The organism is Staphylococcus sp. NAM3COL9 (assembly GCF_001431205.1).
In the GTDB taxonomy this organism is placed as follows: Bacteria; Bacillota; Bacilli; order Staphylococcales; family Staphylococcaceae; genus Staphylococcus.
In genome coordinates this window covers 720,674-746,052 of sequence record NZ_LGPC01000011.1, presented here as the reverse complement: position 1 = coordinate 746,052, position 25,379 = coordinate 720,674, and the positions used below count along the sequence as shown (strand labels likewise).

Below are 25,379 nucleotides of genomic sequence, written 5' to 3'. Positions count from 1 at the left end.
GAAGTGGCTAAACGCGGCGGACTGTAAATCCGCTCCTTCGGGTTCGGCAGTTCGAATCTGCCCCCCTCCACCATATAACTTTAATTTAATAGGGGCATATTTCAACGGTAGAATACAGGTCTCCAAAACCTTTGATGTGGGTTCGATTCCTACTGCCCCTGCCATGGCGGTTGTGGTGAAGTGGTTAACACATCGGATTGTGGTTCCGACACGCGTGGGTTCGATCCCCACCATCCGCCCTTTGTATTTTTGGGCTATAGCCAAGCGGTAAGGCAACGGACTTTGACTCCGTCACTCGTTGGTTCGAATCCAGCTAGCCCAGTTTTTATTGGCGGCATAGCCAAGTGGTAAGGCAGAGGTCTGCAAAACCTCTATCACCGGTTCAAATCCGGTTGCCGCCTCCATCAATATGCGGGAGTAGTTCAATTCTTAGAACACGTTCCTTCCCGGAACGAGGTATAGGTGTAAGTCCTATCTTCCGCTCCATAATTAATATATTTGCATGCGGGAGTAGTTCAACTCTTAGAATAAGTTCCTTCCCGGAACGAGGTATAGGTGTAAATCCTATCTTCCGCTCCATATTTATTTATATCCCATGCGGGGGTAGTTTAACTTTTAGAACACGTTCCTTCCCGGAATGAGGTATAGGTGTAAGTCCTATCTTCCGCTCCATAATTAATATATTTGCATGCGGGAGTAGTTCAACTTTTAGAACACGTTCCTTCCCGGAATGAGGTGTAGGTGTAAGTCCTATCTTCCGCTCCATTGATACTTCCACATTGGGAGTTTTTTATTTATTAAATTGAGCCGGCGTGGCGGAATTGGCAGACGCGCGGGACTCAAAATCCCGTTCCATTATTGGAGTGTCGGTTCGATCCCGACCGCCGGTATATATAACGTACTTAGTTGTACATGTTAAGCAACCTCATATTATGAGGTTGCTTTTTTATGTTCGAAATTAATTATGAGTCAATGATTTTCATTATACTCAGTGTTTATATCTATTACTTATTAATAATGTACTATTTTACTCGATTAATAAAATACACTTTATAAAACCATGTATACAATATTAATATAATCAAAGTGAATATTGTAGTTTTAGCTAAAATATAATATTATTAGTCTAATGTTATATTTGGAGGAAAATTCAATGGTTAAAACTAAAACAACCGAAACTAAAATAAATAAACCAAAAGGAAAGCAATTTTTTGGTAATATCTTACAGGCTGTCGGTGCAGGGGTAGTTATTGCGTTAATACCTAATGCACTATTAGGTGAACTATTAAAGTTTTTTAAAGAAGGCAATGAGTTATTAGAAACAACATACCAATTAGTAGTTTTAATTCAATCATTTATGGCTTTTATTATAGGTGTATTAGCTGCTCATCAATTTAAATTTAATGGTGCAGGTGCTACGATGATAGGTGTTTCTGCTATGTTGGGTAGTGGAGCTGTTAAAATTACTCCTGATGGATTTATGCTAAATGGTATTGGCGATATTATTAATACTATTTTAGTTATAATTATTGCTTGTTTTTTATACTTAATATTGCAAAATAAATTAGGTTCATTAGAAATGATCTTGTTACCAGTTATTATTCCCGTAGTAAGTGGAATTATTGGTCTATATACATTAGGTTATGTGTCTAATGTTACAAAAGGTTTAGGCCACATAGTGCACTCATTTACTGAACTCAATCCATTATTAATGTCAGTGTTAATATGTGTGACATATTCATTGCTGATGGTAACGCCAATATCGGTTGTAGCTATTGCAACAGCAATTAGTCTATCAGGACTTGGAAGTGGTGCAGCTAATATGGGTATTGTTGCAGCTTGTGTTACATTCTTATTTGGATCAATCAGAGTTAATGGTGCTGGTGTGAATCTGGTATTAATTATTGGTGCTGCTAAGATGATGATACCTGTCTATTTCAGACATTTAATCATTGCGATACCTTTAACAATTAATGGTATTATAGGCGGTTTGATTGCTTACTTTATTGGTATTGAAGGTACACCGATGTCAGCTGGTTTTGGTTATACAGGACTTGTAGGTCCAATTAATGCCTTTAACCGTATGTCTGGAGATCCAACAATGAATATCATATTATTAATTTTTGGTTATTTCATTATTCCTTTTGTTGCAGCATTTTTTGTTCATGAATTATGTAAAAAATTCATTAGTAAATATACTGATGACATATACAGTTTTGAAATTCCTAAACAGTAAGCTAGGGAGACTTAATAGTTATTAGGTCTCTTTTTTTATACATAGATAATGCATAAATTGTAATTTTAATTAAAAAAATCTTTCATACATAGCTTTTATATAAAAAGTTATTGAATAATATTACGTTATTATGTATAATAATTAATTATATAGAGAGGGGATAAACAAGATGAAACACAGTATGAAACTATTTATGGCCTTTATTATATTAATTAGCGCCATAATTACATATATAAATCCAAATGCTCATGCAGCAGAAAATGATCAATGGGATAAAATTAAAGAACGTGGAGAATTGAGAGTAGGTTTATCGGCAGATTATGCACCTTATGAATTTGAACATAATGTGAATGGTAAATCTGAATATGCCGGTATTGATATAGATTTGGCAAAGAAAATTGCAAAGAATAATGATGTAAAGTTAAAAATTGTTAATATGCAATTTGATAGTTTGTTAGGAGCAATTAAAACTGGGAAAATCGATTTAATAATTTCTGGAATGACACCAACACCTGAACGTGAAAAGGAAGTTGATTTCTCAAATCCATATATGACAGTTGAACAAAAAATGATTGTTAAAAAGTCTGAAGCAGACAGATTTCAAAATATAGATGATTTTGCTAATCAAAAAATTGGTGTGCAAAAACAAACACAACAAGAAAAGATTGCTAAAACTGAAATTGAAAATGCACAGATACAATCTTTAACGAGAGTACCTGAAGTAATCATGTCATTGAAGAGTGGTAAAGTGAACGGTATGGTGATTGAAGGACCAGTTGCAGAAGCTTACTTGAAACAAAATGAAGATTTAGCATTTGCAGATGATGTGAAATTTAATGAAGGTACGAAGCAAACAGCAATTGCAGTACCTAAAAATTCCCCTGAATTGATGGAAAGACTTAATGCTACTATTAAAGATGTTGAAGATAAAGGGTTGCTAGCAGATTATAAATCATCAGCAGCAGAAGCGATGAAAAAGGATGATGGAAATTTCTTTACTAAATATGGAAACTTCTTTATAAAAGGTATTCAAAATACGATACTAATTTCAGTTGTGGGTGTAGTACTAGGTGCAGTGTTTGGTGCATTTATTGCGTTATTAAAACTAAGTAAAGTTAGAGTTTTAAGATGGTTAGCTTCAGCCTATATTGAATTCTTAAGAGGCACACCATTGCTTGTTCAAGTATTTTTAGTTTATTTCGGTACAACTGCAGTATTAGGTTTGAATATTTCCGCATTAATTTGTGGTATGATCGCGCTTGTAATTAACTGTTCTGCATATATTGCTGAAATTATTAGAGCCGGCATAAATGCGGTAGATAAAGGACAAACTGAAGCTGCACGTAGTTTAGGATTATCTTATGGTCAAACTATGAAATCAGTCATATTACCACAAGCTATTAAAAATATTTTACCTGCCTTAGGTAACGAGTTTGTTACAGTTATTAAAGAATCTTCTATAGTATCTGTAATCGGTGTTAGTGAGATTATGTTTAATGCACAAGTTGTTCAAGGTGCATCATTTGATCCATTTACCCCATTAATCATTGCAGCAATACTATATTTTATTCTCACATTTACGTTATCTAGAGTTATGTATTTCTTTGAAGGGAGATTGAAAGTTAGTGATTAATATTAAAAACTTATACAAGTCATTTGATGAAAATGAAGTTTTAAAAGGCATTAATTTTACTGTGAACCAAGGCGAAGTTGTTGCTATCATAGGTCCTTCAGGTAGTGGGAAAAGTACATTACTGCGTTGTATGAATCTATTAGAGACACCAACAAATGGTGAAGTTATATTTAAAGACAATAATTTAACGAGTAAAGATACAGAGTTAGAAAAATTGCGTCAACAAATGGGGATGGTATTTCAAAATTTTAATTTATTTCCGCATAAAAAAGTAATAGATAATGTCATTTTAGCTCCTAGTTTATTAAAAAAAGGGAATCAAAGTGACTTAAAAAAAGAGGCACAGTTATTGCTAGAAAAAGTAGGTCTAGAAGATAAATCTGATGCATATCCAGCACAATTATCTGGAGGTCAAAAACAAAGAGTGGCAATTGCTAGAGCATTAGCAATGAACCCTGAAGTTCTATTATTTGATGAACCTACATCAGCTTTAGATCCAGAGGTTGTAGGAGACGTATTGAAAGTTATGAAAGATCTAGCTAAAGAGGGAATGACAATGGTAGTTGTAACCCATGAAATGCACTTTGCTAGAGATGTAAGTGATAAAGTAGTATTTATGGCTGATGGTGTCATTGTGGAGTCTGGGACACCGGAAGAAGTCTTTGACCACCATCAAAATGAAAGAACGAAAAACTTTTTATCAAGAGTTTTATAATTATTAAATACTAAGAGCAAGTTGGTAAAATAGGATTGTTTAAAATCAATTTTATGCTATCGATTTGGTCTTTTGTTTTTTTATATTTAAATTATAATAAAAGTAATATAGCTAATACTTCAAAGCCATATGAATGTGTTAAACTGTAGAATGTATGTTTTTAAGGTGGGGTGTAAGAAAATGGATTTAAACCAATTAAAACAAGATGTTATAGACTATGCCCATTCAATTGGAATTGATAGTATTGGTTTTACGACGGCTGATCCTTTCGATGAAATGAAGCAGAAATTAGTGGACTATCATGCAAAAGGGTATGCATCTGGTTTTGAAGAATCTGATATAGAGTTAAGAACAGAACCGAAATTAAACTTGCCAACAGCGAGATCTATTATAGCAATAGGAGTTGGCTATCCAAATAAATTAAAAGGTGCGCCTAAAAGTATCCGGGGAGACAGAAGAGGAATGTTTGCCAGAGCTTCTTGGGGGCAAGATTATCATAGTATTATGAGGAAACGATTAGACAAATTAGGTGAATATTTAGAATCTAGAGTAGAAGACGTTGAAATTAAATCTATGGTAGATACTGGCGCATTATCTGATCGCGCTGTAGCAGAACGCGCAGGACTTGGGTTTGTTGGAAGAAATGGCTTTGTCATCAATCCTGACCTTGGTACATGGACGTATTTAGGAGAAATGCTAGTTAGCATACCTTTTGCACCTGATGACCCGTTAATCGATAGCTGTGGCGATTGTACGATTTGTGTCGATCGCTGTCCAACAGGAGCACTCGTTGGTGACGGACAGTTAAATAGTCAGAAATGTATCAGTTTTTTAACTCAGACGAAGGGCTATCTAGAAGATGAATATCGTTATAAAATTGGTAATCGCCTTTATGGATGTGATACATGTCAACAAGTGTGTCCTAAAAATAAAGGGATTAATACACAACATGACGATATAGAATTAGAACCCGAAATTTTAAAACCAAGACTAGTGCCTTTATTAAAAATGAGCAATAAAGAATTTAAAAATACTTACGGTCATTTAGCAGGTGCATGGAGAGGTAAGAAACCTATTCAACGTAATGCAATTATTGCTTTGGCACATTTTAAAGAAGAAACAGCAATACCAGAATTACAAGATGTTGCATTAGATGATCCGAGACCTATGATTAGAGCTACAGCATATTGGGCAATAGGACAAATTCAAGGCGAGGCTGCTAGACCATTTATTGACCAACATTTTGAAAATGAACTAGAAGAGGTTCAAATTGAAATGTTAAAAGGACTTGAAAGGAGGAGCGAAAAATAGAATGACAAATCACATAGTACTATTTCAACCACAGATACCAGGTAATACAGGCAGTATTGCAAGAACATGTGCAGGCACATATACACATTTACACTTAATTAAGCCACTTGGTTTCAGTACAGATGATAAGATGCTAAAACGTGCCGGATTAGATTATTGGGAAACTGTTAATATCACTTATCATGAAAGTATTGAAGACTTTTTTGAAGCAACAGAAGGTACTTATTATTTATTAACTAAATTTGGGAAGAAAACATATTCAGATTTTGATTTTACTGATACTACTCATGATCACTTCTTTATTTTTGGACGTGAAACGACAGGATTACCTGACTGGGTGAAAGAAACATATCAAGAAACGGCGTTACGTATCCCTATGAATGATAATATTAGATCATTAAACTTATCTAATACAGCTTCATTGCTTATTTACGAAGCATTAAGACAACAAAGTTTTCCAGAATTACATTAATAAATGCGCTAAATGAATGAAAATAATGTGATAGATTTGTATAATAGAGATAAGTCTTATAATTTAGCATTTAATTAATCAAATTGGTACATGAGTAATGTTGTGGTTTACCTCCATTACATCAAGGGTATTAATAAAAATAATGCTAGAACGCGTCTTAATAAAAAAGAGGAGTGTAATTACTATGGCAATGAACTTTAAAGTTTTAGAAAATGAAAAAAATGTAGCTGAATATACTGCAGATATCTTAAGAAAACAATTTAACAACAATCCGACAACAATTGCAGGCGTACACCTTTCTAATGATAATTCACCAGTATTAGATGAATTAAAGAAAAACGTAGATAATCATCCTGTAGACTTTAGTCAAATTAATATTTTAGATTATGATGATAATAAATCTTATTTTGAAGCTTTAGGTGTACCTGAAGGTCAAATTTATAGTGTTTCATTTAATGAAGACACTGAATCATTTATTGGTGATAAAATTAAAACAAAAGAAAATAAAGGTAAATTGATTACACAAGTACTGTCAATTGATACTAATGGTAAATTGAACGTAAACGTGAAACAAGGTCTATTTTCAGCACGTGAAGTTATTTTAATCATCACAGGCGCTGACAAAAAAGAAATTGTGCACAAATTATATGAAGAAAATGGTAAAACAAACTTCGAACCTTCAGATTTAAAAGCACATCGTATGGTAAATGTGGTATTAGATGAAGCGGCAGCAGAAGGATTACCTGAAGATGTAAGACATTATTTCACAGCACGTTTTGCTTAATATATAAATGTGGGGTGATAGGTATGGCAAATGAAAAGAATAATAAACATTTACAAAATGATTTATCTGAACCTGAGCCTGAAAATGAAATGGTCAGTGACTACGAGGATGTAGTAGAACTTGGTAAGGAAATGGAACAAATTTCTGAGGAAAATGATGAGGATAAGTTAAATAAATCTCATGACTCAGAAGTCCGTTCAGATTTAAAAAATTAGTTTTAAAACAGCACTTTGTGGAATCTCTATTCACAAAGTGCTGTTTTTTACGTCGAAATTTAGAAATGGAAGTTTAGAGAAAATGAAAATCAAACCGTTTCGATTATCAATAATACGATAAATTATTTTTAATTTAAAAAGAAATGCCAAGTTAAAAGTGAATGTGTTATTATTAAATCATTATGGGATTTAAGGAGACTTATACATATGTTAAGTAAGTATTGGAAATACATTATGATTAGTGCTGTCATTGTTAATTTAATTTCTATTAAAGGTTTTCCTATGGCGATTGGTGCACTCTACTTACCCGTGTTGTTTAAAGTTATAAAATTACAGATAAATTTATCTCGTGGACTTGTTGATCAAGTTAATGCTTCAACGTTCGTTAAAGGTAATCAAACTGGAATTATTATAAGTGTGATATGTTGTATTGTAATAAGTGTATTGTTGTTTAAACCATTAGGAGATTTTTATAGTGGTTTAACTGGATTCTTAGGTACATTAGTTATGATTAGTCCTGTTACTATGGTTATCGGTGCGATTCTACTTATATTAACGGCAGTAGGCGTAATACAAGCAGCAAAAGTACAATTCAACAAAATAAACATTACTAAAGAAAGCTAAACTTCATAGCTGTTGGATGATTTATAAAAAATAAGATAGTTAATAAAAATGCCGTAAAATCTCATTGATTTTTGACGGTATTTTTTATGAAAAAGTGAAGGGTTCTAGTTAATAAGGTAAAATAATAACTCATAAATTCAGTTTAAAATAAAATAATATGTAAACGCTCTATAATACGATTGCCCCTTTAAAATAATTAATGCTATACTAAAGCTGAATAACGAATAGTGAAGGGGAGAATATGAAATGTCAGTTAGAATTGAACATGATACATTCGGTGAAATTGAAGTACCTGCAGAAAAATATTGGGGTGCTCAAACAGAAAGAAGTAAACGTAACTTTCCAGTAGGTAAAGAACAAATGCCAATTGAAGTTGTTTACGGATTTGCTCAGTTAAAAAGAGGAGCAGCTTTAGCTAACAATGAATTAGGAAAACTATCAGATGCTAAAAAAAATGCTATTATTTATGCTTGTGACCGTGTCATTAATAAAGAGCTAGATGAACATTTCCCATTAGTGGTTTGGCAAACAGGTAGTGGCACACAGAGTAATATGAATGTAAACGAAGTTGTGAGCTATGTAGCTAATGAATATTTAAAATCACAAGGCAGTGATGAAACGATTCACCCTAATGATGACGTTAATAAATCACAAAGTTCAAATGACACATTCCCAACAGCAATGCATGTTGCATTATATAATGAAGTAGAAACAAAACTTGAACCAGCTTTAAAAGCGTTACGTGATACTTTTAAAGAAAAAGAAGAACAATTTAGCGATATTATAAAAATTGGACGTACGCACTTACAAGATGCAACGCCTATTCGTTTAGGACAAGAAATTAGCGGATGGCGTTTCATGCTTGATAAATGTGAAACGTTGTTAGGTGAATCAAAAGCACACATTTTAAATTTAGCGATTGGCGGTACAGCTGTAGGTACAGGTATTAATGCGCATCCTGAATTTGGCGATAAAGTAGCTAAATTCATTTCAGAAAATACAGGTTATGCATTTGTATCATCTGAGAATAAATTCCATGCTTTAACTGCACACGATGAAGTGGTTCAATTACATGGTACTTTAAAAGCATTAGCAACTGACTTAATGAAAATTGCTAATGATATAAGATGGCTAGCATCAGGCCCACGTGCAGGGCTTGCTGAATTATCTATTCCTGAAAATGAACCTGGTTCATCTATCATGCCAGGAAAAGTAAACCCTACACAATGTGAAATGTTAACAATGGTAGCAGTTCAAGTTATGGGTAACGATACTGCAGTAGGTATCGGAAGTTCTCAAGGTAATTTTGAGCTTAATGTGTATAAACCTGTCATCTTGCATAATACATTACAATCTATCTATTTATTAGCAGATGGCATGCAAACATTTAATGATAATTGTGCAGTTGGTATTGAGCCAATTCCTGAAAATATAGATAATTATTTAAATCAATCATTAATGCTAGTGACTGCTTTAAATCCACATATTGGATATGAAAATGCTGCAAGTATTGCTAAAAAAGCACATCGTGAAGGACTTACATTAAAAGAATCTGCGGTACAATCAGGTCATTTGACTGAAGAACAATTCGATCAATGGATTAAACCTGAAGATATGGTTGAACCAAAATAAATATAATATTAAAAAGCCAACGGTTCTCAAATAGAACGCGTTGGCTTTTTTGTATCCAATTCATATGATTTATATTTCATCGTCCATACTTACTGAAATCGTTTTTTGAGTAAGTGGATGAATAAATTCAATTTTATAACTATTTAATTGAAGCTGTCTTAATGTTGAATTACCATATAATGGATCACCAATTACTGGATGACCAATTTCAGCTAAGTGAACGCGAATTTGGTGGGTTCTACCGGTATCTAATTTCAAATCTACTTCACTTACATCTTCCTTAATCATTTTAGAATTAATGATATGTGTAATTGCAGTTTGTCCGGTAGGTGACACTCTACGTTTGTTAGAGTGGAATTTATCTTTGCCTATTGGCATATCAATCGTTTGTGGTTTGATAGGTAATAAACTGTGCACATTTGCTTTATAAACACGGTCTATTTCATTTTCTTCTAGCATACGGTCTAAAATTTTCTTCATTAATGGATTTTTAGCAACAATCAATAAACCAACCGTTTCTTGGTCTAAGCGATGTATTGGCTCAACGTAATCACTTTTGACTGTATAGATAACATGATTCATTAATGTATTACTTTCTTTTAAATCATTCGGGTGTGTTTTAACGCCTTTTGGCTTCATCACAACAGCGATGTCATCATCTTCGTAATAAATTTGAGCATAGCGATAACTTGGTAAATAATTGCTCACTTCTTCTGGTGTAGGAATATAAGCTACATCACCAGTGTTTACTTTAGACATTAAAGTTGCAGGTTCATCGTTAATTGTAATTGACTTAGACATATTTAAGTTATGTAAGTCTTTTTTAGGTAAGTGCAATTGTTGAAAAATTTCTCTCAATGTTAATTGATTATATTTAATAGGGATTTCAAATTTCATAGTATCCTCCTTGATTATCATATATAATCATACCATAAACAACGTGTTAAAAATATTAGACATAGTAATTCTATGAAATTTATTTTATTGTTATTTAAATCATTTTAAAGGTAAATAATAACTGTATTTTTCAATTAGTTTGTGAGGCTGTATAATGTATGTAAAGTAATATTGTATAAAAGAATGGACTGGTTAAATGGAAAAACCGACTAGACTTGCTTTATTAAAAGAAATTGCAGAATTTTTAAATGTGGAAACAGAAACATATAGTATGATGCAAGGTGCATTGAAGTCTTTAATTCAAGGAAGTGAATTTACAACAGGCTGGATTTTCTTTATCGATGATTCAGGTCAACATGAACTTGTATCTCATATAGATCTACCAGGCGCATTAGCTAAACAAAACTGTAAATATATGTGTGAAGGCACGTGTTGGTGTGTTCAAGCCTATCAAAACAAGAAACTGACCAAAGCATCTAATATCATTAATTGTTCGCGTATCAACCTTGCAAACCGTGCATATCATGATGAAACTGATGGTGTCACGCATCATGCAACTGTACCGCTTAGATCAGGAGATGAACAATTCGGATTATTAAACGTTGCTACACCACATACAACGCATTATAGTGAAGAAGATTTGGAAATGCTAGAGTCTGTAGCGTTTCAAATTGGCTCTGCAATTAAACGTATATGGCTAACGGATCAAGAAAAAGAAGCAGCTCGTATAAGTGAACGAAATCGCTTAGCAAGAGACTTACATGATTCAGTGAATCAAATGCTCTTTTCTGTGAAATTAACAGCCCATGCAGCTGAAGGAATCACTAATGAAGAAGTATCACGCAAAGCTTTTCAAGTAATAGAACAAACAAGCCAACAAGCAGTTAACGAGATGCGTGCCTTGATTTGGCAGTTAAAGCCAGTCGGACTAGAACAAGGTTTAGTTAACGCTCTAAAAAAATACAGCAAGCTTTTACAACTTGAATTAACTGTTAAAGTAGATGGTCTGATTAATCTACCAAGTATAATTGAAGAAAATATTTACCGTATGATACAAGAAGCAATGAATAATACGAAAAAACATGGTGGTACCACAGAAATAAATTTATCGCTAGTTCAAAAAGATAGTTTTTTAACTATTAATATCGTAGATCATGGCAAGGGATTTAATATTAATAAATCCAATCCCCCAGATTCTCATGGTTTAAGTAATATGAGACAGCGTACAAAAATGATTAATGGTAAATTAGAAATAGATTCAACTCAAAATAAAGGCACTACAATTCATATAGCAGTTCCATTATAGTTTTTGAAAGGAAGTTTAGCATGCATCGAATTATACTCGTGGATGATCATCATATCGTAAGACAAGGATTAGAATTCCTACTATCTACTGTTGACGATATAGATGTAATAGGAGGATTTTCAGACGGTAAATCTTTCTTTGAATATTTAGAAACAAATGAATTACCTGATATTGTATTATTAGATTTAGTTATGCCTGAAATGAATGGTATTGAAATTACAGAAATAATGAAAAAAACATATCCAGAAGTGAAAATATTAGTACTTACAAGTTATGTAGACGATGAGCATGTAATTTCTGCTATTAATAAGGGTGCAGACGGATACGAGATGAAAGACGTTGAGCCTGATCAATTAATAAAAACAATTAAGAAAGTACTTTCAGGTGAGAAAATGATACACCCTCAAGCGCAAAGTGTCATAGAAGCGGTGAATAAAAAGCCGCACTTTACTAATAAATTATCAAAGCGTGAATCTGAAGTATTGGCAGAGATGGCTAAAGGTAAAACAAATAAAGAAATTGCAGAAACATTATTTGTTTCTGAGAAAACTATAAAAACACACGTAAGCCATATTTTTAACAAACTTCAAGTAACTGATCGCACACAAGCAGCGATATATGCGATGCAAAACAAACTCATTTAATATAGCGAAGTCACAGTATTGGAAGCGTATTCATTTTTTTGTCATTATTTTCAAATTTTGCTTTTAATTATATTATATTACTATATAATACAGAGTAATAAACAATAGGGGGATAATGCAATGAAAACTAAAAACCTTTCAATGAAGATTGTCATAGCATTAATATTAGGTATTACCATTGGTTCAATTTTTAATATGTTTGCACAGTCTGGATTCGTTATTAATGTTGATAAATACGTGTTTAATGTTATTGGACAAATTTTCTTGAATTTAATATTTATGTTAGTAGTGCCAGTAGTTTTTGTGTCAATCGTATTAGGTGTAGTTGGGGTTGGGGACCCGAAACTGCTCGGTGGTATAGGTTTGAAAACAATTACATTCTTTTTAACAACTACGGCTTTAGCAATTACAATTGGTATAGCTTTGGCATTAATATTTAATCCAGGGGAAGGTAAATCAGATTTATTAAAAAGCGACGACGTTTCTAGTTATCAAAAAACTTTAGATAAAGAAGAGGGCTCACAAAGCGCTGCAGCCGGTCAATCGTTTGATCAAACTTTAATTAATTTATTTCCAAAGAATCCATTACAATCAATGACTGATGAAAATATGCTTCAAATCATTACATTCGCTATTTTTATTGGGGTCGGTATTATTATGGTCGGTTCCAAAGCACAAATGGTACATAAGTTTTTTGAACAAACCAACGAGGTACTCATGTATATCGTGACAATGATTATGAGTGTCTTTGCACCAATTGGTACGTTTGGTTTAGTTGCACATGCTTTTACAGGGGCTGGTTTTGGTGCAATTAAACAATTAGGTATGTACTTCTTTATCGTACTGTTAGCACTCGCAATTCATTTCTTCGTGGTTTACGGTTCAGCAGTTAAATTCATGGGAAAAACAAGTCCATTACAATTCTTTAAAGATTTTATCCCAGCGATTTCGCTTGGATTTAGTGCTTCTAGTTCAACAGCAACGTTACCAGTTTCACTAAGATGTACGAAGAAAATGGGTGTGAGACCTGAAATTGCCTCCTTTGTTCAACCTTTAGGTGCGACAATTAATATGGATGGTACAGCAATTATGCAAGGGGTAGCAACTATTTTTATTGCTCAAATTTCAGGCGTGGACCTATCAGTTGGACAACTTATTACTGTAGTAGTGATTGCAGTTGTAGCATCAATTGGAACTGCAGGTGTGCCGGGTGTTGGTTTAATTATGCTAGCAATGGTATTAAATGCAGTGGGACTAGATCCAGCAGCAATTGGTATTATTTTAGGTATAGATAGATTGTTAGATATGACAAGAACTTCCGTAAATATTACTGGTGACGCAGCTTGTGCATTAATTATTTCAAACGCAGCAGACAGAAAAGATGCTGCTAAAAAAGCTCAAGCATAAAGCATTAATGATATTTTAATAAAAAAGCCTTCCATTCGATTATTTGAATGGAAGGCTTTTTTGAATGCCAATTTATAAATATATATAGCTACTAGTTTAGAGGATAGTACAAAACTTAATTTCTAATATTTGCTAATAGCTTCATACATGCTTACGTAGATAGAAATAGATTTATCATCGCTAAATACGTGACATCTGGTAATGTTCAGGATAGTACAAAACTCAAATTAAGATTGAAATATTAACAGTGGAAAATTTGAAAATCAGTGAGTAATATTATTACAGAGATGACCACTCGATTAACTGTTATAGAACAGATACTATTAAAATTAAAGGTATTCATTTGGATAGTGTTGAATTTAAAAAGATATAATTGCTTCACTCAATAGTGAGAAGGTAAATAAAAAACGAGATAATGCCTAAAGATTCTAGGTGCTATCTCGCTTTTGAAAATCATATTTATAATAGAAGGTATTGATATTTATTATTAAAAAAAGATATATGAGAATATGATAACAGCGAGTAGTACACGCTGTTTTTACTATTAATTAAATACGATTGTTTTATTTCCTTTTGTAACAATTACTTTGTGTTGTACATGATATTCAACGGCTTGTGCTAAAACACTTGATTCAACATGACGACCAATTTTTCTTAAGTCTTGAACATTATAACGATGATTAATACGCGTCACATCTTGGTCAATGATAGGACCTTCATCTAAGTCAGATGTTACATAGTGACTCGTAGCTCCGACAAGTTTCACTCCACGTTCCCAAGCTTGTTTATAAGGGTTTGCTCCAATAAATGAAGGTAAGAAGGAATGATGGATATTTATGATTTGATTTGGATATTGGCTCACGAAATCGTCACTTAGAATTTGCATATATTTTGCCAATACGATGAGTTCAATTTCGTGTTTAGCACAAATATCTAAAATGTTTTTTTCAACTAAATCTTTAGCATCGTTGCTAGGTACATAATAAAAAGGAATATTAAACGTTTCTGCAAAGTGTCTATTATTTTCGTGATTACTGACAACACAAACAATTTCCGCAGGTATTTCTCCACGTTTCACTCTCAGTAAAACTTCATTAAAAGCATGATCTTCTTTTGAAACAAATAAGGCAATTTTAGTTTTATGACTATTATCGAATAAGTTAAATTCAATACCATTTTCACTTAGTGTTTTGTCTAAAGCTTCTTTTACTAAAGGTACTTTATTAAATTCAAATCTTAAATATAATTTTCCATCGGCATCTTGTGCATGATCGTATTCAGTAAAATGATCTAAATGTAAAATATTAGAATCATATTGTGAAATGATATTTGTGATTAATGATGTAATTCCAACTTTGTCTGAACATGTTGCTAGTAATATGTATTTATCTTCCATTTTAAGCACCTCTAATTTTGAAAAGTAACTCAGAGTATAATGAAAATTCAGAAAAAAGTAAACGATTATAGCTTAATTTAATTACTTTAAAAATTTTCAATCTTTTTCTATGCGTAAAAAGGTAAAGTAGGCTATAATGATTAATAGTGTTTTTATCTTAAAAGAGTAATAAGTAATTTGAGAAAATAACACTTTTCACAAAAATAATACGCTTACAATTAAGATATTTTTTATTTGTAACTTATTTATAAGATATAAGATTGATTATTTTGATAATTGCGCCAATGATAAAAAACAATGAAAATTTCATTTCACTCTTTTATTTTCTTGAAAATTGTATTAAGATGTAATTTGTGTTTCAAGAAGCGTGTATTATTGCAATTTCTTGTGTCCGGATAAAATATTCTTTTATGAAAGGTAGATTAAAGTAATGGATAGACAGCATTTCACAGATTTAATTCAAACAAAATTTAAAATGGTACGTATTGAAGCAGGTTATACGCAAGATACGATGGCCCAAACTATTGGTCTTTCAAAAAAGACATTAGTTCAAATAGAAAAAGAGAGAGTATTACCTAACTGGACTACGTGTGTATCAATTTGTGCATTATTCAGAGATTCAGATGTTTTAAATAGTACTTTTGGTTGTGACCCTTTAGAAATGGTACAAACGATTTCTCGTAATCATTGTGCATACCCTAACCATTCTACAACAAGTGACATATACTGGAATACTATTGATAGCCGCAATGGTTTCATCTTACAAAGTAATAAAGTGAGTGATGTCTATCGTGTGCTTAATAACGAAACGCAACCAATATTTGGAACGTCTAAATTAAGAGAAGCTGAAACATACTTCGGCAGAATATCAAAAGAAGAATTAATGCACGTATAAAATTAATTCATTTTGTGATAGGAGAATCATTATTTATATAATTGGGTGACATGGGACTTTAAATTGTATATGAATGATTTAGTCACTTTACTCTACTTGACCTAAACAAAGATTTAGGTCTTTTTTTATTTGGTTGTTTTAGTTACTTGTAATATTTAAGATAAAAAGAGTAATTAAATATGAAAAACAAGGTATTTTTACTACACATTTTTATAGTAAGTATTGTACAATGTAAAAATGAGTGTAATTTAAAATAGTCTTTCAATAAAACAGAAATAAATCATAGAATTTAAAGGAGAAATCATCTATGCATACTTTTTTAATAATTGTATTTATGATGGTGATTGGAGCATTGATAGGTGGAGTAACAAATATTTTAGCAGTTAGAATGCTATTTCATCCATTTAAAACCTATTACATTTTTAATAAACGTGTGCCCTTTACACCTGGATTAATACCAAAACGTAGAAAAGAAGTCGCTGATAAGATTGGTCAAGTTGTTGAAGAACACTTATTAACAGAAAGTTTAATCCAATCAAAATTAAATGCACCATCTTCAAGACAAGCAATTGAAGAAGTATTACTTAAACAAATTCAAAAATTAAAACAAGAGCACATGACATTGCAATATTTCGCTGATAAGTTAGATTTAGATGTTGCGCAGTTAGCAAATGAAAAATTAGACTTAGTGATTTCAAATAAATTAGATGCGTTCTACCAAGATAATCAAACTAGATCTATCAAACACATTATTCCTGAAGAGATAGAGGCTAGCATTGATAGTAAGATAGATTTAGTTCCTGATTTATTGTTTGAAAGAGCAAGCGTGTACCTCAGTTCAGAAAAAGGTGCAGCTGACATTGCATCTATGTTGGAGACTTTCTTCAACGAAAAAGGTAAAATAGTCGGCTTATTACAAATGTTCATGACTAAAGAAAGTATTGCTGATCGAATACAACATGAACTTATTCGTTTAACTAAACATCCTAAAGCTAAGGAAATTGCAAAACAGGTCATTGATAATGAATATGAGACTATGAAATCTAAAAATTTAAATGAACTTGTTAGTGAAAGTCAGTACAAGTCATTTAAAACTTCTGTAACTGAGTTAGCTATTGGTTATTTAGATGTAGATAAAGTATCAACACAATCGTTTAATACTTTGATGCCAAGCTTTATTCATTTCTTAGAAAGCAAAGTTTCTCAAAAACTAACAGATGTTATTATTGAGAATATATCAAAACATATATCTCCAATCATGAGAAAGATTAATTTAAGACAAATGATTGAAGAGCAAATTAATACATTTGATTTAGCTTATATAGAAAGATTAATTATTGATGTCGCAAATAAAGAACTGAAATTAATTATGCTTTTAGGTTTTTTATTAGGGGGCATAATAGGGCTATTGCAGGGTGTAATTGCAATTTTTGTATAACATATTAAATTGTGTTATTGTAATACCGATGTGGTTTTCACATATATATATAAAAGGAGTGAAGTATAGTGGCAGTAAATTTACACGATCATGCAAATCAATTAGAACAAGCTTTAAGAGAAAGTGATGAATACCAAGCTATTCAAAAAGCTTATGCAAATGTTAAAGAAAATAAAGAGTCAAAAGAATTATTTGACGAATTCCGTGAAACTCAATTAGAATTCCAACAAAAACAAACGCAAGGTGAAGAAATCGGTGAAGAAGAGCTACAAAAAGCACAAGAACAAGCTCAAAAAATCGAAAATGATTCAAATATTTCAGAATTAATGGCTGCTGAACAAAATATGAGCCAAATATTCCAAGAAATCAACCAAATCATTGTCAAACCTTTAGATGAAATCTACGCTGACTAATATCAATTAATCAGATTTTTGATTTCTAGCTACAATACATTTTATGTATTGTAGCTTTTTTTGTTTTATCGACTGAATCTTAGACAATGTGGTAAAATGTAGAGATACAAGGTATTAGCATGCACATATCTTAAAATTTAAATGAACAATCAATTCATTTATAGATTGTCTTACATGTATCATCTTAAATAAACCTTTAGATAAAGGAGAACTGTACTGTATGGTGAAATTTATTCATTGTGCTGACTTACATTTAGATAGCCCATTTAAGTCAAGAAGCTATTTAAGTCAGTCGATTTTTGAAGATATGCAAAAAAGTGCGTACGAAAGCTTTAAAAAAATAGTGGATTTAGCATTGAATGAAGAAATAGATTTTATGGTTGTTTCTGGTGATTTATTTGACCAACAGAACCGGACATTACGTGCAGAAGTGTTTTTGAAAGAGCAATTTGAGCGCTTATCTAAAGAACAAATATTCGTATATATTTGTCATGGTAATCATGATCCTTTATCATCGAATATTGGTACAGAATGGCCAGATAACGTTTCAGTGTTCTCAGAAAATGTTGAAACTTATCAAACAATTACTAAAAATGGAGAAGAAATCTATCTTCATGGTTTCAGTTATCAAAATGATGCTAGTTATGAAAATAAATTAGATGCTTATCCATCAAGCCAAGGACAAAAGGGAATCCATATTGGCATACTTCATGGCACATATAGTAAATCTAGTGCAAAAGACCGTTATACAGAATTTAGATTAGAAGATTTAAACAATAAGTTGTATCATTATTGGGCACTAGGCCATATTCATGAACGTCAACAATTAAGTGATATGCCTCAAATTCACTATCCAGGTAATATACAAGGTCGACATTTTAAAGAATTAGGCGAAAAAGGCTGTTTACTAGTAGAAGGCGACGATCTAAATCTCGAGGCTAAATTCGTATCTACACAATTTATTCGTTTTGAAAAAGCAACGCTTGAAACAGATAAAACTTCTAAGCAAGGTCTTTTTGAAGCAATTCAAACTTTTAAAACTCAAGTGAGAAAAAATGGTAAATCGATTTATCAATTAAAAGTTATTGTTAATTCAGATCAATTGATACCTGAACAAGACAGCTTACAAGTTCATGAAATGATTAGTGATTATGAAGAAAATGAACATAACTTTGTATTTATTGAAAATTTAACAATCAATAATAAATATGAAGATCAAAATACATTAGTAAAAGAGTTTTCACCAGAATTAATTGATGACAACACTGTGTATGATAAAGCTATGAGCGATTTGTATTTAAATCCAAAAGCTTCTAAATATCTAGAAAATTATAACGATTTTGATCGACGTGGTTTAATAGAACATGCCGAAGGATTGTTAAAGTCAGATATGAGGGAGGAATAATATGAAAATTAAATCGTTAGAAATATATGGTTATGGCAGATTTATACAAAGAACAATCGAATTTGATGAGACTTTCACTGAAATATATGGTGAAAACGAAACTGGAAAGTCTACGATACAAGCTTTTATTCACTCCATTCTATTTGGTTTTCCGACAAAGAAAGAAAATGAACCACGTTTAGAACCACGATTAGGTAATCAATATGGTGGTAAATTAACTTTAATTCAAGATGATGGTACACGAGTTGATATAGAGCGTATAAAAGGTAGTGCAGTAGGCGATGTGAAGGTTTATTTACCTAATGGCACGATTAAAGATGAAAATTGGTTGAAAAAAGAATTGAATTTTATTTCTAAACGTACATACCAGGGTATTTTTTCTTTTGATGTACTTGGGCTACAAGATATTCATAAAAATATGGATGAGACACAATTACAAAATTATTTATTACAAGCGGGTGCATTAGGTTCTACAGAGTTTACTAGCATGCGTGGCATTTTAAATGAGAAAAAAGAAATTTTATATAAGAAAAATGGACGTAATCCAATTATTAATCAGCAATTAGAACAGTTAAAAGACTTAGAGGGTCAAATTAGAGCAGAAGAATCGAAGTTAACTACTTATAAAAGACTTGTGGATGATAAAGATAAATCAGAACGTAGGTTAGATAATATAAAGCAAAACCTATCACAATTATCTAAAATGCATAATGAAAAACAAAAAGAACTCACTTTGCATGAACAAACACAAGAGTGGAAAACGTTAGAATCTCAACTTAATATTGAGCCGATACTTTTCCCAGAACAAGGTATTGATCGCTATGAATCTGCAAAAATTCAGACGCAAAACCTTAAAAGAGATTTGGGCTTGAGAGAAGAAAAATTAGCACATCTTAAATCAGAAAACGAAAAAATTAATGTTCCACAACAAAGTGATATAGATGCTTTCAATCATTTACACCAACAAGAGAATGAAATTAAACAAAAAGAATACGAACTTAAAGCTATTGAAAAAGACATTCAAGATAAAGAACGCGAAAAGACAGGTCTGAAGTCTAATATTGGTTGGCATGATGTTCATCATCAAGCTGACAGTTCAGAAGCAATGAAAAGCTTTGTGAGTAATCAAATTAAAAACAAACAAGAACAAACTGCATTTGTACAACAACTTGAACGTAATATCGAAGAGAATAAAATTGATCAAGAGACCAATGCTACGGAAATAAATGCTTTAGAAGCAGATATTGTACCTGAAGAAAATTTTGAAAAGAAAAAACAATATAATAAACAAGTATTTGAGCTTCAAGAAAAGAATAACCTTTACCAAAAAATGAAAGAGGCTTTTGATAAAGATCAACGAGAAAATGAGAAAAAACAAAATCTATTACGCATAAGCTTAATTATATTAGCAGTAATAAGTATAGGATTAACCATTTTCTCGTTTGTATCTGCGAACATACTCTTTGGTGTTGTATTTGCGATATTGTCAGTCATATTTATCATAGGCGTTTTCTTTGTAAAATCTAAGGAAATAGGTCATAGTGAAACTTTCTCAAATGAAATAGATGATTTGCAACGACAAATTACGCATTTAGAAGATAATTATGATCTTGACTTTGATTTGGATGATCAGTACCGAGTGCGAGAACAGTTGTATAGTACAGTTAAGACAAAAGAAGCACTTGATAAAAAGGCCGAATATTTAGCAACGAGTTTAGACCAAGCTCAAAAACAATACAAAGAAGCACAAGACAATATTCATAAAGTTAAAACAGATTTACATTTATCTGATAAAATGTCAGATGAACTGATTATTGATAGTATTGGCACAATGAATAAGATTAAAGATCATGATAAACATATTGATGAACTTAAAGAACAAGCTCGACAATTGCGTGAATCAGTAGAAGCATTTTATGCGCATGCGAAAGAAATAACCAATAACCAATTTACGTATTTCAATGAATTATCACTATTCCATGACATTAGACAATGGCTCAAAGAAGAAACAAGTAATCTTGAAAAATGGAATAGAAACGATGAACAAATCAAATTAATTGAGAGTGAAGTATCACAACTACGCAGTCGATTAAACGAAAATAATAATGTGATTACACAGTTGTTTGGATACGTTAATGCTTCTGATGAAGAAACTTATTACCGACATCATGTACAATATAAAAATTATCAACAACAAATGACGAGATTTAATGATTTATCGAAATACCTAGAGAATCAAAATTATAATTATGATCTAAGCTCAAGGTTAAGTGAAAAGACTTATGCGCAATTAACGCATGAAGATGAAGTTTTAGCACGACAAGTAGATGAATATAATGATCAATATTTAGCAATGCAGTCAGAAGTTAGTGACTTGAACGCAAAAATAACTGATATGGAAACAGACAAGACATTAGCTGATTTAAGACATAGATTCCATATTCTTAAAAATAAAGTAAATGATGAAGCAAAAGATTGGGCAAGTTTGAGTTACTTACAATCTTTAGTAGAAGGCCATATTACACAAATTAAAGATAAACGTTTACCAGAAGTGATAAACGAAGCAACTGATATATTTACGCATTTGACAAATGGTCATTACGTACAAGTGACTTATGCTAACGATGAATTAATGGTAAAACAACAAAATGGTCAAATGTATGAACCAGTAGAACTTAGTCAGTCTACTAAAGAAATACTTTATATTTCACTACGTTTGAGCTTAATCAAAACGTTAAAACCATACTATCCATTTCCAATTATCATTGATGATGCATTTGTACATTTTGATAAGCAACGCAAAGAGATTATGATGAATTATTTAAGACAAATGCCAAAAGACTATCAAATTTTATTCTTTACATGTGTGAAAGATACAAGTGTGCCTTCAAAACAAATCATTACTTTGAATAAATTCGAGGAAGGCGGTAAATAATGAGAAACGTAGAAAATTTAAAGCCTGGAGATGCTGTAGATCACTTTTTTTTAATTCATAAAGCAATACAAGGTGTGACAGCTCAAGGCAAAGATTATATGACACTACATTTGCAAGATAAAAGTGGGGATATAGAATCTAAATTATGGACGGTTTCTAAAGAAGATATGAAAATATTAGAGCCTGAACAAATCGTCCATGTTACTGGTGATGTTATCAATTATCGTGGTAGAAAGCAGATGAAAATTAATAAAATACAGTTAGCTAAACCTGAAGATAATATGAAAACACAAGATTTTGTTGATGGTGCACCATTAACACCAGATGAAATTCAAGAAGAAGTTTCACATTATATGCTAGATATTGAAAATGCTACTTTACAACGCATTACTCGTCATTTGATACGTAAGCATCAGGAAGCATTTTTCACATTCCCAGCTGCAAGTACACACCACCATAACTTTTCTAGTGGTTTAAGTTATCATGTATTAACAATGTTGCGTGTTGCTAAATCTATATGCGATATTTATCCGTTACTAAACCGTAGTCTATTATATAGCTCAATTATCTTACATGATTTAGGTAAAGTAAGAGAATTAAGTGGACCAGTTGCTACGTCGTACACAGTAGAAGGTAATTTACTTGGTCACATCTCCATAGCGAGTGATGAAGTTGCAGAAGCGGCAAGAGAGTTGAATCTTGACGGGGAAGAAGTACTTTTATTGCGCCATATGATTTTAGCACATCATGGAAAGATGGAATATGGTTCACCTAAGTTACCACATATGAAAGAAGCAGAAATATTATTCTTTATTGATAATATCGATGCTAAAATGAATATGTTTGAAAAAGCATATAAGAAAACAGATAAAGGTCAATTTACTGAACGTATTTTTGGACTAGATGGCAGACAGTTTTATAATCCGACGTCACTAGACTAATCACGTCATTGCTTATATAAGAGGGTAGTTTGGAGCGTCAATATCTTATCCTTAAATTAAATACATCAAGCCATTAGTTTTGTGCTAGCTTGATGTTTTCTATTATATAAAAAAAAGGCTGATAGAATCTCTTTTGGAATCTATCAGCCTTTTTTTATTTTGCTAGCTACCTCAGTGACACTGTGCTGGCTTTTATTGTCCTGTAGACATTCCAGCTCCACCTTGTTGCATAGCTTGTTGTTGTTGCTGCTGTTGTTGTTGTTGTTGTTGTTGTTTTATTTTTTCTGGGTCTAAAATTGAATCTTCAATAGCTTTTTTAATATCTCTATCTTTATAGTCTACATTATATTCATCTAATAATTCTTTGTATGAATCTGTTAATAATTTAGGCTCTTTTTGCACTTTAGATTGTAATAATTGAGATTTAAGTTTATCTTTTTCTTTATCAAAGTCGTTTGCTTTGTCTGCTTTAATAATGTGATAACCATAATCTGTTTTCACTACTTTAGAAATCTCGCCTTCTTTAAGTTTAAAGAGGGCTTTTTCAAATTTATCTTCCATTTGGCCTTTCATTACATAGCCCAAGCTACCGTCTTTTTTAGCTGATGATTTATCTTCTGATTTTTCTTTTGCGATTTCACCGAATTTTTTTGGATCTTTATCGACTTGTTTTTTGATTTTTTCTGCTTTTGCTTTTGCATCTTTATCTGATAAACCTTCTTTATCATCTTTGTTTTCTTTTACTTTAATTAAGATATGAGAACCTTTTTTAGTGTTTTCTTTGATTTCTTTATCTGAAACATCGACTTTATCATTAAGTAATTCTTTTTGATAAGCTTGTGTTTTCTTCTGTTCTTTATAGTCACTTATAGACATTTTTTGCTGTTTTAACATACTTTCAAACTGTTCTTTACCGCCATATTGCTTTTGTTCTTTTTCGACTTCCTTGTCAATGTCTTTCGTATTAACATCGTCTTTATATTTATCTGCTAGTAATTTGTTTAATAAGATTGAGAATGAACTGTTGGCAATTTGTTCATCGCCCATTTTACTCATGACATCTTCTACTTTAACGTCTCCAGCTTTTGATGAAATAATCGTATCATCTTTTGAATCTGTTGCACTACTACCGCAAGCACTTAATAACAACGCGCTTGCCGTAACCGGAAGTATAACTTTTTTAAATGTTTTCATGGTTGGAAACTCCTTTTGTAATAATAACAACGTAAATATAACATATTATGCTGTGTGCACCAATAAGAAACCCTGTTTCTAGGACTATAGTATTAGTGAATATATATAAATAGATTATTAAAATTAATTTGAATAAAAAACAAAAAAGCGGGATAGAAATCAAATTTAAAATTTGATTTCTATCCTGACCACAAGACTTATTAAGTATCAGATAGTTATTATACAATATCTAATATCATAGCATGCTACTTTTATGTCGAAGACATTTTGCATTATTGTTCATATTTAGTTTCAACTTTATTTAAAATATTAATTCCAGTTTGATGTTCTTCTATATATGAACCTTCATTGGAAAATAGTATTATTTTTAAATAAAGAAAATCCATTACTGAATAACCCATATTTAATGCAAGAATAAACATAAAGTAATGACCGAATTGTGGAAACTGTATGCTGGCATATGCACAGGTGCTTGTAATGATGATTACAGGTGTCATTAAATCAAAGCAAAAGTAATATTTGTTTACAGGCGAGTTTACATAGGTGTTATAAAAAGGTACGGATTTATGTCGCACTAATTTATATTTTTTGAAAGATTTATAATAAGGAAACAAAAATACTAAATGAATTGCTTTATGAATAGGGTATAAAATCACCACTAATACTAAAAATACTAAAAAATATTGATCCGTTAATTTTGTATTGGAAAAAAAATACAAAATCTCATAGGCAATTAAGAATGTAATAATCGTTGTGACTAAACTTAGAAATGCGATTCTAGGTAAACCGAAACGTGCATTAATATCAATTTGGCGTGTACATAGATACATTACTAAATCATGCTCCTCTACTTAATAAATAACAGCACTTATATACTTTCGTATTA

22 protein-coding genes and 9 tRNA genes are annotated in these 25,379 nt (G+C 31.7%); 27 read left to right on the top strand and 4 right to left on the bottom strand.

What is annotated here, in order from left to right; genetic code table 11:
- Positions 1–90 precede the first annotated feature (90 nt).
- The 18 genes from ACA31_RS06540 to fumC all read left to right on the top strand — a co-directional run bounded on the left by ACA31_RS06540 (position 91) and on the right by fumC (position 9,622).
- Positions 91–164: transfer RNA gene (locus ACA31_RS06540), tRNA-Trp, on the top strand.
- A gap of 2 nt (positions 165–166) precedes the next feature.
- Positions 167–239: transfer RNA gene (locus tag ACA31_RS06535), tRNA-His, on the top strand.
- 11 nt (positions 240–250) lie between these two features.
- Positions 251–322, top strand: a tRNA-Gln gene (locus ACA31_RS06530).
- Positions 323–330: 8 nt separating this feature from the next.
- Positions 331–404, top strand: a tRNA-Cys gene (locus ACA31_RS06525).
- Between the two features lie 7 nt (positions 405–411).
- Positions 412–486: transfer RNA gene (locus tag ACA31_RS13265), tRNA-Gly, on the top strand.
- Positions 487–504: 18 nt separating this feature from the next.
- Positions 505–579 (top strand) — tRNA-Gly (locus ACA31_RS13260).
- 18 nt (positions 580–597) lie between these two features.
- Positions 598–672 (top strand) — tRNA-Gly (locus ACA31_RS13255).
- 18 nt (positions 673–690) lie between these two features.
- A tRNA-Gly gene (locus ACA31_RS06520) sits at positions 691–765 on the top strand.
- A gap of 41 nt (positions 766–806) precedes the next feature.
- Positions 807–890 (top strand) — tRNA-Leu (locus tag ACA31_RS06515).
- A 263-nt stretch (positions 891–1,153) separates the two neighbouring features.
- Positions 1,154–2,236: a PTS transporter subunit IIC gene (locus tag ACA31_RS06510; RefSeq protein WP_057512534.1), complete on the top strand. Its 1,083-nt coding sequence runs from the start codon at positions 1,154–1,156 to the stop codon at positions 2,234–2,236.
- A gap of 169 nt (positions 2,237–2,405) precedes the next feature.
- Positions 2,406–3,869, top strand: a complete 1,464-nt coding sequence (locus tag ACA31_RS06505; RefSeq protein WP_057512533.1) for an ABC transporter substrate-binding protein/permease — start codon at positions 2,406–2,408, stop codon at positions 3,867–3,869.
- Positions 3,862–4,584, top strand: coding sequence for an amino acid ABC transporter ATP-binding protein (locus ACA31_RS06500; RefSeq protein WP_057512532.1), 723 nt, complete (start codon positions 3,862–3,864; stop codon positions 4,582–4,584). Before ACA31_RS06505 ends, ACA31_RS06500 begins: the two co-directional genes overlap by 8 nt.
- A 180-nt stretch (positions 4,585–4,764) precedes the next feature.
- Entirely contained in the window at positions 4,765–5,895 is a 1,131-nt protein-coding gene (queG, locus tag ACA31_RS06495) for a tRNA epoxyqueuosine(34) reductase QueG (protein ID WP_057512531.1), read from the top strand.
- Between the two features lies 1 nt (position 5,896).
- Positions 5,897–6,367, top strand: coding sequence for a tRNA (uridine(34)/cytosine(34)/5-carboxymethylaminomethyluridine(34)-2'-O)-methyltransferase TrmL (gene trmL, locus ACA31_RS06490; RefSeq protein ID WP_046466318.1), 471 nt, complete (start codon positions 5,897–5,899; stop codon positions 6,365–6,367).
- Between the two features lie 184 nt (positions 6,368–6,551).
- On the top strand, positions 6,552–7,151 hold the full coding sequence (locus ACA31_RS06485; protein ID WP_057512530.1) for a 6-phosphogluconolactonase: 600 nt from the start codon (positions 6,552–6,554) through the stop codon (positions 7,149–7,151).
- A 23-nt stretch (positions 7,152–7,174) separates the two neighbouring features.
- Entirely contained in the window at positions 7,175–7,366 is a 192-nt protein-coding gene (locus ACA31_RS06480; RefSeq protein WP_057512529.1) for an SAS053 family DNA gyrase inhibitor, read from the top strand.
- 207 nt (positions 7,367–7,573) lie between these two features.
- Positions 7,574–7,990: a hypothetical protein gene (locus ACA31_RS06475; RefSeq protein WP_057512528.1), complete on the top strand. Its 417-nt coding sequence runs from the start codon at positions 7,574–7,576 to the stop codon at positions 7,988–7,990.
- Positions 7,991–8,236: 246 nt separating this feature from the next.
- Positions 8,237–9,622, top strand: a complete 1,386-nt coding sequence (gene fumC, locus ACA31_RS06470) for a class II fumarate hydratase (protein ID WP_057512527.1) — start codon at positions 8,237–8,239, stop codon at positions 9,620–9,622.
- Positions 9,623–9,691: 69 nt separating this feature from the next.
- Here the strand turns inward: fumC and ACA31_RS06465 are convergent, their stop codons facing one another.
- Entirely contained in the window at positions 9,692–10,519 is an 828-nt protein-coding gene (locus ACA31_RS06465) for an RluA family pseudouridine synthase (RefSeq protein ID WP_057512526.1), read from the bottom strand.
- Between the two features lie 196 nt (positions 10,520–10,715).
- Between ACA31_RS06465 and ACA31_RS06460 the strand changes: the two genes are divergently transcribed.
- From ACA31_RS06460 to ACA31_RS06450, 3 genes are all read left to right on the top strand, one after another.
- On the top strand, positions 10,716–11,825 hold the full coding sequence (locus tag ACA31_RS06460; RefSeq protein ID WP_057512525.1) for a GAF domain-containing sensor histidine kinase: 1,110 nt from the start codon (positions 10,716–10,718) through the stop codon (positions 11,823–11,825).
- A 20-nt stretch (positions 11,826–11,845) separates the two neighbouring features.
- Entirely contained in the window at positions 11,846–12,469 is a 624-nt protein-coding gene (locus ACA31_RS06455) for a response regulator (protein ID WP_057512524.1), read from the top strand.
- A 120-nt stretch (positions 12,470–12,589) separates the two neighbouring features.
- Entirely contained in the window at positions 12,590–13,876 is a 1,287-nt protein-coding gene (locus ACA31_RS06450; protein ID WP_057512523.1) for a dicarboxylate/amino acid:cation symporter, read from the top strand.
- 544 nt (positions 13,877–14,420) lie between these two features.
- Here ACA31_RS06450 and purU read toward each other — a convergent pair.
- Positions 14,421–15,272, bottom strand: coding sequence for a formyltetrahydrofolate deformylase (gene purU / locus ACA31_RS06445; RefSeq protein WP_057512522.1), 852 nt, complete (start codon positions 15,270–15,272; stop codon positions 14,421–14,423).
- 430 nt (positions 15,273–15,702) lie between these two features.
- On the opposite strand from purU, the gene xdrA reads away from it, so the two are divergent.
- From xdrA to yhaM, 6 genes are all read left to right on the top strand, one after another.
- Positions 15,703–16,167: an XRE family transcriptional regulator XdrA gene (xdrA, locus tag ACA31_RS06440; RefSeq protein ID WP_057512521.1), complete on the top strand. Its 465-nt coding sequence runs from the start codon at positions 15,703–15,705 to the stop codon at positions 16,165–16,167.
- Between the two features lie 307 nt (positions 16,168–16,474).
- Positions 16,475–17,605 carry a DUF445 domain-containing protein gene (locus tag ACA31_RS06435; RefSeq protein ID WP_057512520.1) on the top strand — a complete coding sequence of 377 codons (1,131 nt, stop codon included), beginning with the start codon at positions 16,475–16,477 and terminating at the stop codon, positions 17,603–17,605.
- A gap of 68 nt (positions 17,606–17,673) precedes the next feature.
- The gene (locus ACA31_RS06430) at positions 17,674–18,018 is read left to right on the top strand and encodes a YlbF/YmcA family competence regulator (RefSeq protein WP_057512519.1); all 345 of its coding nucleotides are present in this window, start codon (positions 17,674–17,676) and stop codon (positions 18,016–18,018) included.
- Positions 18,019–18,238: 220 nt separating this feature from the next.
- Positions 18,239–19,423: a metallophosphoesterase family protein gene (locus tag ACA31_RS06425; RefSeq protein WP_057512518.1), complete on the top strand. Its 1,185-nt coding sequence runs from the start codon at positions 18,239–18,241 to the stop codon at positions 19,421–19,423.
- Position 19,424: 1 nt separating this feature from the next.
- Positions 19,425–22,358 carry an ATP-binding protein gene (locus tag ACA31_RS06420; RefSeq protein ID WP_057512517.1) on the top strand — a complete coding sequence of 978 codons (2,934 nt, stop codon included), beginning with the start codon at positions 19,425–19,427 and terminating at the stop codon, positions 22,356–22,358.
- A complete protein-coding gene (gene yhaM, locus ACA31_RS06415; RefSeq protein ID WP_057512516.1) occupies positions 22,358–23,299 on the top strand; it encodes a 3'-5' exoribonuclease YhaM in 942 nt (313 codons plus the stop codon). Before ACA31_RS06420 ends, yhaM begins: the two co-directional genes overlap by 1 nt.
- A 192-nt stretch (positions 23,300–23,491) precedes the next feature.
- On the opposite strand, the gene prsA is transcribed toward yhaM, so the two are convergent.
- On the bottom strand, positions 23,492–24,493 hold the full coding sequence (prsA, locus tag ACA31_RS06410; RefSeq protein WP_057512515.1) for a peptidylprolyl isomerase PrsA: 1,002 nt from the start codon (positions 24,491–24,493) through the stop codon (positions 23,492–23,494).
- Between the two features lie 272 nt (positions 24,494–24,765).
- A complete protein-coding gene (locus ACA31_RS06405; protein WP_057512514.1) occupies positions 24,766–25,323 on the bottom strand; it encodes a DUF3267 domain-containing protein in 558 nt (185 codons plus the stop codon).
- Between the last annotated feature and the right edge of the window lie 56 nt (positions 25,324–25,379).

What these genes read in the sequence shown, in the direction of transcription:
- prsA (WP_057512515.1), bottom strand. Translation starts at nt 24,493, where the DNA reads ATGAAAACATTTAAAAAAGTTATACTTCCGGTTACGGCAAGCGCGTTG.
- ACA31_RS06485 (WP_057512530.1), top strand. Translation starts at nt 6,552, where the DNA reads ATGGCAATGAACTTTAAAGTTTTAGAAAATGAAAAAAATGTAGCTGAA.
- ACA31_RS06455 (WP_057512524.1), top strand. Translation starts at nt 11,846, where the DNA reads ATGCATCGAATTATACTCGTGGATGATCATCATATCGTAAGACAAGGA.
- purU (WP_057512522.1), bottom strand. Translation starts at nt 15,272, where the DNA reads ATGGAAGATAAATACATATTACTAGCAACATGTTCAGACAAAGTTGGA.
- ACA31_RS06435 (WP_057512520.1), top strand. Translation starts at nt 16,475, where the DNA reads ATGCATACTTTTTTAATAATTGTATTTATGATGGTGATTGGAGCATTG.
- queG (WP_057512531.1), top strand. Translation starts at nt 4,765, where the DNA reads ATGGATTTAAACCAATTAAAACAAGATGTTATAGACTATGCCCATTCA.
- ACA31_RS06465 (WP_057512526.1), bottom strand. Translation starts at nt 10,519, where the DNA reads ATGAAATTTGAAATCCCTATTAAATATAATCAATTAACATTGAGAGAA.
- ACA31_RS06425 (WP_057512518.1), top strand. Translation starts at nt 18,239, where the DNA reads ATGGTGAAATTTATTCATTGTGCTGACTTACATTTAGATAGCCCATTT.
- ACA31_RS06450 (WP_057512523.1), top strand. Translation starts at nt 12,590, where the DNA reads ATGAAAACTAAAAACCTTTCAATGAAGATTGTCATAGCATTAATATTA.
- xdrA (WP_057512521.1), top strand. Translation starts at nt 15,703, where the DNA reads ATGGATAGACAGCATTTCACAGATTTAATTCAAACAAAATTTAAAATG.
- ACA31_RS06480 (WP_057512529.1), top strand. Translation starts at nt 7,175, where the DNA reads ATGGCAAATGAAAAGAATAATAAACATTTACAAAATGATTTATCTGAA.
- ACA31_RS06460 (WP_057512525.1), top strand. Translation starts at nt 10,716, where the DNA reads ATGGAAAAACCGACTAGACTTGCTTTATTAAAAGAAATTGCAGAATTT.
- ACA31_RS06505 (WP_057512533.1), top strand. Translation starts at nt 2,406, where the DNA reads ATGAAACACAGTATGAAACTATTTATGGCCTTTATTATATTAATTAGC.
- trmL (WP_046466318.1), top strand. Translation starts at nt 5,897, where the DNA reads ATGACAAATCACATAGTACTATTTCAACCACAGATACCAGGTAATACA.
- ACA31_RS06420 (WP_057512517.1), top strand. Translation starts at nt 19,425, where the DNA reads ATGAAAATTAAATCGTTAGAAATATATGGTTATGGCAGATTTATACAA.
- yhaM (WP_057512516.1), top strand. Translation starts at nt 22,358, where the DNA reads ATGAGAAACGTAGAAAATTTAAAGCCTGGAGATGCTGTAGATCACTTT.
- fumC (WP_057512527.1), top strand. Translation starts at nt 8,237, where the DNA reads ATGTCAGTTAGAATTGAACATGATACATTCGGTGAAATTGAAGTACCT.
- ACA31_RS06475 (WP_057512528.1), top strand. Translation starts at nt 7,574, where the DNA reads ATGTTAAGTAAGTATTGGAAATACATTATGATTAGTGCTGTCATTGTT.
- ACA31_RS06405 (WP_057512514.1), bottom strand. Translation starts at nt 25,323, where the DNA reads ATGTATCTATGTACACGCCAAATTGATATTAATGCACGTTTCGGTTTA.
- ACA31_RS06510 (WP_057512534.1), top strand. Translation starts at nt 1,154, where the DNA reads ATGGTTAAAACTAAAACAACCGAAACTAAAATAAATAAACCAAAAGGA.